Below are 8,550 nucleotides of genomic sequence, written 5' to 3' on the forward strand. Positions count from 1 at the left end.
AAAATGTATAATCCGAATATTTTCTACTATATGCTGAGTTAACAATAACAGATATTTCAAAATTTTTTGATTCATTTTTGTAATTAAAGTTACTATACTTCCTTATTCAAAAAAATAAATGGACTTATCCCAAAGAAATTAAAGGAATTAGAAAATCATTAGAATAAGACTTCGTAGTACTAAAATTGGGATTAATACCAATAATTCAACGAATATGATGAGCAGCAATTCCATAAAAAACTCCCTAATATCATGAACTGCACCAAAATTGTTGGCAAATAATCTAACAATGGCGGTACAGTTTTTTATATACGCAACTGTGAAAGAAGCAATACAAGAGATATATCACCCATCATAAAGGGCGTTATAAACAACGTAACATGAAAAAACTTGATAAGAAAGGCTTTAGTCATGATCCGAAGACTGTCCTCAAGCTAATGAACCAGCAGCTTGCGATCAAGTGCCAGGTTCGAATAAAGAAATATAAGTCGTATCGTGGAAATGTAGGAAAAGTGGCACCAAATGTGATAAATCGGGATTTCCAAGCCAACAAGCCTAATCAGAAATGGATAACAGGCGTAACAGAATTTAGCCTTTTCGGACAGAAAATCTTTCTATCACCTATTTCTGATTTGTTCAATAAGTAAAGTCATCTCGTATACAGTTAAGGCTCGTCCCTCTTATGATTTAGTAAGCCACATACTTGAACAAGGCTCTAGAAGTATTAAGTCCAGAGAATAAGTTAATTCTCCACCCAGATCAAGGATGACATTACCAGATGATCAAGTACCAGAAAACTCTTAAAGACCGGAATATTACACAAAGCATGTCCCTAAAGGGAAACTGTCTCGATAAGGAGTTATTGAGAACTTTTTTGGTATCCTTAAGACAGAACTCCTCTATCTACGGGATTTTGAAAGTATAGAGCATTTTGTAAAGGAATTCCATGATTATGTTTACTACCACAACTATATCCGTATGAAGACAAAATTAAATGACCTGAGCCCAGTAGAATACCGCTCTCAGGTCCAACAGGTTACATAATTATAAAATGTCTAACTTTTTTAGTTCACTTCCTCGATGGGGAGTCACTTATGCTTTATTTACCATTCACCCATAGCGCAATGGCTCCTGCTAAACCTGCATTGTCGCCAAGTCCTGGCAAAACGATGTAATGATCAATATTTTCTGGTGTTAATTCAGGAACAGCAACATACCCATTTAACAGTTCCAATACCTGCTTCCGAACGAGTGGTAGCAGATGTTCCTGTTTCATCACGCCTCCACCAAGAACAATCTTTTTCGGAGATAAAACAAGAATATAATTCATCAGAGCTTGAGCTAGATAAAACGATTCGATTTCCCACACCCCAGATTGGTTTGTTAATTCTTGGCCTTTTTTGTTCCATCTTTTCTCAAGAGCCGGACCCGCTGCTAACCCCTCAAGGCAGTCCTCATGATATGGACAAAATCCTTCGAAAATATCATCTGGATGACGTTTAACAAGGATATGCCCCATTTCAGGATGAGTTAACCCTTGGAATGGCTTTCCGTTTATGACAGCACCAACGCCAATGCCTGTTCCTACTGTCATATACAGACAACTATCCAAGCCCTTCGCTGCACCCCAAGTAGATTCAGCAAGTGCAGCTGCGGTTACATCTGTATGAAACCCAACTGGTACTTGAAAACGGTTCTTCAGTTCACCAACAATATTATAATTTTTCCACTTCACCTTTGGTGTTTGTCTGATATATCCATACGATTCACTCGCTCGATCCACATCAATTGGTCCAAACGAACCGACTCCGATCGCCTCAACCTCTTTATCTTGAAAAAATGAAAAGACCTTTTCCATTGTTTCTTCTGGAGTTGTAGTTGGGAATGTGACCCTATCGTAAATCTCTCCATGTTCATTCCCTACTCCACATACAAACTTTGTTCCGCCTGCTTCTAAACCACCAATTAGCATATATCAACTCCCCCTTCTTTTAAAATGACAAAGCGAGAGCCAGGTTGCTCTACTTAGTCCCGCTCCCAATTATGGATGAGAAACGATTAATTCCATATTCCCTTTCATTTGAAATTTTCCTAGCCCAGTAGGCAAGATAAAATGATTGCCTTTTCCTATTGCAAAACTTCCCTCATCAGTTACAATCTCGCCTGAGCCTTTCAAAACACTGCAAATTAGAAAATGCTTGTCTTCATCAAAAGCTACTGAACCTTCAGTTTCCCATTTGTACACAGAGAAATATTGTTCCCTCACAAAAGTCGTAATAGTAGCACCCGGGATTTTCTTAAAACCAGGCTTAACCGTTATATCTTCGTGTGGAATAGTAGTTACATCAATAGACTTTTGAATATGTAATTCACGCTTCTTACCATTTTGATCAATTCGGTCATAGTCATACACACGATAAGTCGTGTCAGAGCTTTGCTGGGTTTCAAGGATAAGAACTCCCGAACAAAGTGCGTGAATCGTTCCACTAGGGACATAAAAGAAATCGCCTGGTTTCACCTTTATACGACTTAACAACCCATTCCAATCTCCAGATTCAATCATTTCAATAAACTGTCCTTTCGTTTGGGCTGTGTGACCATAGATGATTTCTGCATCAACCTCACAATCGATTACATACCAACATTCGGTTTTACCAAGTTCACCGTTTTCATGTTCGTTCGCATACTCATCGTTAGGATGAACTTGAATAGATAAATCATTATTTGCATCGAGAATTTTGGTAAGGATCGGAAACACTTCTCCTTTCATATTACCGAATAGCTCACGATGCTCTTCCCACAGTTCCCCAAGAGTTTTACCCTTGTATGGACCTTGGCTTACAATACTTTGTCCATTTGGATGAGCGGATACAGCCCAGCATTCACCTGTTAAGTCTGATTCTATTGAGTATCCAAATTCCGTACGTAGCTTGGAACCTCCCCAAATACGTTCCTGAAATAGTGGTGTTAAGAAAATTGGTTGTTTCAAAAGTAGCACTTCCTTTATCAAATCTATTTCTTATTTAATAGATGGAAAAAGTAATTTAGTATTTAATCCTACTCTCATCATTTTAGTACTAGTTTAAACTGTTTTTTTATTTTAAAGTAAATTTTGGGATTTCTAAAATAATCAAGTGGAGCTCTAAAAGATTTATTGCAGAACTTTCTTTTTTATAATACCTGACCAATTTCACCTTTTAGATATAACTTCTTTTATTGTAGCCTGGTCTTCGTCTATGTAGTATTCCCGATAATGTGCCCCGCACTACTTTCCTTTCAATCTTTCATGGTCGTTATAAGATAGTGGCAAGTTGAAGAAAGTTTTATGGTTTTAGTGCTCTCTTCCACTGGGAAGGCTCCATCATATAATATAGGATGCAATCGAATAATTCTTCTTGAGCTGGTTAATTTTCTTTATAGTGAATGTCTGTCCTTTCTCGTTTCGAATGACGTTTCCGTAATCCCACATGATGTTTCTGATTTCACTAATCACATGCCTTGGCGTGTATGTACCGCCATTCTCTCCCTACCCCCACGAATCCGTTCAATCTCACTTTCAGTATCAATCTTCTGTGCAATTTATGTTTCAAGACACATTGATACACGCATTAGTCGATCTTTTTCCATATACCATACATTAGCCCGTTGAATCTCCTCCGAGTCGATTAGCCCCTTCAACACCTGGCGAAAGCTCTCCAATCGCATTAAATTCGCTAATACCCGTCTGCCCGGATCAGTCAATCACAGCTTCACTATTGCTTGCATGTGCGAATGCAGCAATCTTCACCTCGGCCTTAACCACATCAATCCCTTTTTGTTTACTGGCTTGGTAGAACAAGAGATAAAAAGAAAGAGTGTCTGTAAAAAAACAAACACCTCAAAAGAACAAATACTCATTAACACTTTAGCCCCTTACCTTAGTGGAGGACAGTCACCCTAAAGAATGCGCTTCACTACTTCAGCAATATCCTTTGATGTTAATTTATAGTATTCTTTTAAATAATCTACTTTTCCAAACTGACCGAAGTTCTCTTTAACGCCGATTGGCCACATTTTACTGTTTAACTCACAACCACCTTTTCCTTAAGAAATAAAATCAAACAACAGATTAATTGAATTAATACACTCGTGACACTACTTGTGTAAATAGCCAAAACAAACATTTGTTTAAAATTGACATTTTCCAAAAATGCCTTATTAGTAAAATTATATTTATCATGTAATAGTTTACTATTATAATAAGTTTGGTTTTAGCAATTAAGTTCCAATCGATATATTAGAATTCTGGTATAAAGCTTAGTACTAATAGTTTACAAGAATTATAAATAGACAGATTTATTATAGGGACAAGGTCATCGGTCCCCTCCCCCTATAAATACTCTTCTCCTGATGTTCGCTTTCTTATCACTCTGGCTGGTGTGCCGTAGGCTACAACGTATGAGGCTAAGTCATTTAAGACGGTTGAGCCTGCACCAACTATCGTATGTTCGCCGATGGTTCTATTATGAATAACGTTGGCTCCCATAGATATAACAGAATGTTTTCCGATTGTCACGCCACCAGCAACGGTGGCTCCAGGTGCTAGAGTTACAAAGTCGCCAATGACACAGTCGTGATCTAATGAAGCCATTGTATTAATAATACAATGGGCATCGACTCTCGTATTACTGTTAATAACAGCATTGGCCATGACAACTGTACCGTTTCCTAATGACACATTTCTACCAATTTGAGCAGATGGATGAATAGCTGTAATAAATTTAAAATAAGGATTTATTGACATTATCTTACTAACGATATCGTATCTTTTCAAGTTGTCAGCTAAAGCGACTATTCCTCCAATTATTTTTCCTTCAAACTCGCGAATATTATCTTCATTTCTTAAGATTTCATAACCCATGTATTTCGTTCCAATATCTTTGAATGGGTCAATTAATCCAAGTATGTTATATTTACCGGCCTTTTCGACGATATCGATAACTACCTTACTATGACCACCCGAACCAAAAATAATTATATTATTCACGTCATACTCCTTTTCCCATTACAGAAGAAAAACGATTTTTTCAAATCATTCCCTATTAAACTTGAAGTCTCCTATTCTTGTTGGCAAAATAAAGTAGTTGTCTTTTTCAATAGAAAAGCTTCCTTCTTTCGCAAAAAAAATTTTTAGTATAGGAATTTTATACTATACTTCCAACTAATATCTCTAAAATCTTTTCAGATATCCTGCTAGTTTCATTACTAATAGAATAGTTACTTTGACTAAGCTTATCTCTAAACCTTGTTACGATTCCCTCATTTATTGTTAATTGTGAAAATTCATCCCATGTAATTAGGTTACAAAGGTTATATTTTGTTAAAAATGAGATCGTATTCTTGTCTTCCTTCATGTTATTACGATCAATAATTAATAACGGCGTATTGCCGACAATTGCCTCACCTATGGTGCCCCACCCTGCCTTGGTTATTACCAAATCACATGCAGCAATATAATTTTGTGTTTCTATATACTCCTTTGGAACATGTGAAACGTTTGGATGAGTTATAGGCAAATTTGAGGAGACAACAAAATGAGTATCATAACTGTTCCAAATTTGTAGCCTTTTCAAGTTATCTAAATCCATTTTCATCCCTAACCCTAAAAAGACTAGTTGTTTATCTTTGTTAAAACCATTACGAATCCGTTCTACTTCATCCTGATCAATATTTCTTGAATAAAATCTAATTTGGTAAGATTTACTTCTTCCCCATTCTATTTCATTATTCCCAGCAAGCCCGAAGAAATAATCCATTTTTCCATAGGCTTCTTTTAGAAATAAAAGATGCCTTTCGGATACTAAACCTTGGAACGCAGTATACCAAGTGAAATTAGAAATCCCTATTGATGGAACCCCTATTTTATCAGCGACTTCAAAAGCAATTGGTGATATATCTGAAATAATTAAATCAATTTTCTTGCTATTTAACCTATTAATTTCCACTTGGGCAAGGCTCAATATTTCAATTGAATATGACAAAACTTCTTCTGTCTGCTTAATTTTATCGGGCTCAATTGATTGATCCTTTAAAAAATATCCGATATCAGTTCCTAATCTATAAAAGGTTATATTATTAAATGGTAGTGATTTAACTAAAAAGTCTAAAGCATAATTATGAACCACTTCTATTTGGATGGTAGGGTCTAGATTAATTAGATCCCTAATTATCGCTATACTTCTACTTGCATGACCAAATCCATACTCGGAAATATAATAAACAACCCTTTTCACATAAACACCCCAAAAAAAGAGGAGAGCAAAAGTGCCCTCCTATATGATTACCTTTGATTTAGAGTCTTGGAAATGTTTTAATACATCGTCCCAAGTAAAATAAATACGAGTAAAATCTTCATCACTAATTCCAAAACCAGTTTGCACTTCAATAAATTCTAAATCCGTAATTGCATGAATACCATGTTTTTTCCCAGAAGGTAAATGAATGATATCTCCTGCCTTCACTCTTTGAATACTATCATCGAGGGCAATTTCACCCTCGCCCTTAACAATCGTCCAAACTTCATCTCGAAGATTATGGTAATGATAGGTAGAATTCTTTCCTTGGTAAATACAGATTCTCTTAGTAACCATTTCCTGTCCGTTATCATAGGTTGCATAATCAAGTGTTCTTGACCAACCCCAGATTCGTTCTTCATACATAGGTGGTTGATTGAAATCACCAATTAAATCTTTTATCTTCGGACTTGAGGCTTTGTCCGCAACTAGAATACCATCTGGACTTGCAGCCACAACAATGTCTTTTGTTCCAACAACAGTTACAGGAATATCTAATTCATTCACTAAATGTGTATTAATTGAATCCTCTGATAAAACACCTTTACCAATTTGAGCTGTTGCCATTTCTTCAGTTAGTGTATTCCATGTTCCAAGATCCTTCCAATATCCTTCGTATGATAGAGCAACAATGTGGTTTGCCTTTTCTACTACCTCATAATCAAAACTAATTTTTGGAAGAACTTTATATTTTAATGATAGTTCTTCGTATGATAATGGTAGATTTTTATCTCTTAAAATATTTATTAAATAACTTAATTTAAATGCAAATACACCGGTATTCCATAATGCATTCATTTCTAATAATGCTTGTGCTTTTTCCTCACTCGGCTTTTCTGTAAATCGATCTACTTTGAAATACCGATCCCCACCACCCATTAGACCTGGTACAATATACCCATATTTTGAAGATGGATAAGTAGGCTTAACTCCCATTAACGCTAGATCTGCATTAGAATTTAATAGAACACTCTCTAAATCTTTTACTCTGTTAAAAAAGCTATCCTCAACGTATGGATCCACTGGTAAAACTACAATAACCTCATCTTCGTCAACATTCTGTTTAGAATATAAATATGAAGTTGCAAGAGCAATCGCTGGAAATGTATCACGTCTTTCTGGTTCAATTATTAAAGGAACATCCGTACCTACTTGACTATGAATCATATCCTGTTGCATTTTGGAAGTTGCAATTATTGCAAATTCTGAAAGATTAACAGATATTAGTTGTCCCCACACACGCTGTACCATTGATTGTCTATTTCCGTTCTGATCTCCTAATATTTTTAGGAATTGTTTTGATCTTGTATCGTTTGAGAGTGGCCAAAGACGTTTCCCAGATCCGCCAGATAATAGTATTAGTCTCAGTTTAATCTCCCCTTCTGTAAGTTATAAAAATTCACATCTAGAAAAGCGATGTTTTAATATCTAACTTCCGTTTGATATAAATTATTAATGCAAGACTATTAAATACTTTAGATACTGCAGTAGCAATAGCTGCTCCCTCTATACCGAAAAACTTCAAGAGAAGTAAATTTAGTAATAAATTAATAATTAGTCCGATTAAAAGAATTATTGTTAAAGGCTTATAATATCCTGTCATGGTTAGAATTAATGACACTGGACCACTGTACGCATTTATTAACTGACCTAATAATAATATCAGCACTACTGGGTATGTTGTAACAAATTCTATTCCAAACATGAAAAGAACTTTCTTTCCTAGTACAATCAGAAAAAGTGAGATTATGAGTGTAACTATAAAAGATATTTGTGTCGCTATTCTAATTATTTTCTGTAATTGAATATTATCCTTTTTTGAATATAAATTAGAAATCATTGGAGCTGCTATTGAATTAACGGCTAGCATTCCAAAAGCACATAATTCTGTAACCCTTGTAGCAACAGTATATAACCCAGATTCCTCAGTACCTAATAATGCGCCAATCATAAGGATATCAGTATTCTTTTGTAAAAAATCCATACCAGAAAAAAGAACTAATGGTACAACAGAAAAAAGCCATTCTTTTGTATTATAAGTTTCAGTATATTTGGATTTCATAAATTCTTTATTATTGATACTTTTTTTTAATACAAAGAAAAGTATTAAAAAAACTATAAAAGTTATGGCTAATAAATGTGAGGATTGTAGAGAAAGAGTGCTTCTACTAAAAATAAATACAAAAAGGATTATTAATACTGGTCTTAGAATTTGCAT

At 35.2% G+C, this 8,550-nt stretch carries 8 protein-coding genes; 2 read left to right on the forward strand and 6 right to left on the reverse strand.

Going from position 1 to position 8,550, the window contains the following annotated elements:
* The first annotated feature begins 380 nt into the window (after window positions 1-380).
* Window positions 381-647 (forward strand): hypothetical protein, encoded by a 267-nt coding sequence (locus V7112_RS23145; protein WP_335424231.1) that lies wholly within the window; start codon window positions 381-383, stop codon window positions 645-647.
* A gap of 214 nt (window positions 648-861) precedes the next feature.
* Window positions 862-1,044, forward strand: coding sequence for an IS3 family transposase (locus V7112_RS23915; RefSeq protein ID WP_438823945.1), 183 nt, complete (start codon window positions 862-864; stop codon window positions 1,042-1,044).
* 55 nt (window positions 1,045-1,099) lie between these two features.
* On the opposite strand, the gene V7112_RS23150 is transcribed toward V7112_RS23915, so the two are convergent.
* The 6 genes from V7112_RS23150 to V7112_RS23175 all read right to left on the reverse strand — a co-directional run.
* Complete coding sequence (locus tag V7112_RS23150) at window positions 1,100-1,972, reverse strand: ROK family protein (protein ID WP_335424233.1); 873 nt, start codon at window positions 1,970-1,972, stop codon at window positions 1,100-1,102.
* A gap of 69 nt (window positions 1,973-2,041) precedes the next feature.
* Complete coding sequence (gene manA, locus V7112_RS23155) at window positions 2,042-2,989, reverse strand: mannose-6-phosphate isomerase, class I (protein ID WP_335424234.1); 948 nt, start codon at window positions 2,987-2,989, stop codon at window positions 2,042-2,044.
* A 1,380-nt stretch (window positions 2,990-4,369) separates the two neighbouring features.
* The gene (locus V7112_RS23160) at window positions 4,370-5,026 is read right to left on the reverse strand and encodes an acetyltransferase (protein ID WP_335424236.1); all 657 of its coding nucleotides are present in this window, start codon (window positions 5,024-5,026) and stop codon (window positions 4,370-4,372) included.
* Window positions 5,027-5,183: 157 nt separating this feature from the next.
* Complete coding sequence (locus tag V7112_RS23165) at window positions 5,184-6,272, reverse strand: glycosyltransferase (RefSeq protein WP_335424238.1); 1,089 nt, start codon at window positions 6,270-6,272, stop codon at window positions 5,184-5,186.
* Window positions 6,273-6,311: 39 nt separating this feature from the next.
* A complete protein-coding gene (locus V7112_RS23170; RefSeq protein WP_335424242.1) occupies window positions 6,312-7,700 on the reverse strand; it encodes a sugar phosphate nucleotidyltransferase in 1,389 nt (462 codons plus the stop codon).
* 37 nt (window positions 7,701-7,737) lie between these two features.
* On the reverse strand, window positions 7,738-8,550 hold an 813-nt coding region (locus tag V7112_RS23175; RefSeq protein WP_335424240.1), incomplete at its 5' end, for an MATE family efflux transporter.

Source organism: Bacillus sp. JJ1566, assembly GCF_036962685.1.
In the GTDB taxonomy this organism is placed as follows: Bacteria; Bacillota; Bacilli; order Bacillales; family Bacillaceae_L; genus Ferdinandcohnia.

Coding starts and splice junctions, on each gene's coding strand:
- V7112_RS23145 (WP_335424231.1), top strand. CDS start 381: ATGAAAAAACTTGATAAGAAAGGCTTTAGTCATGATCCGAAGACTGTC.
- V7112_RS23150 (WP_335424233.1), bottom strand. CDS start 1,972: ATGCTAATTGGTGGTTTAGAAGCAGGCGGAACAAAGTTTGTATGTGGA.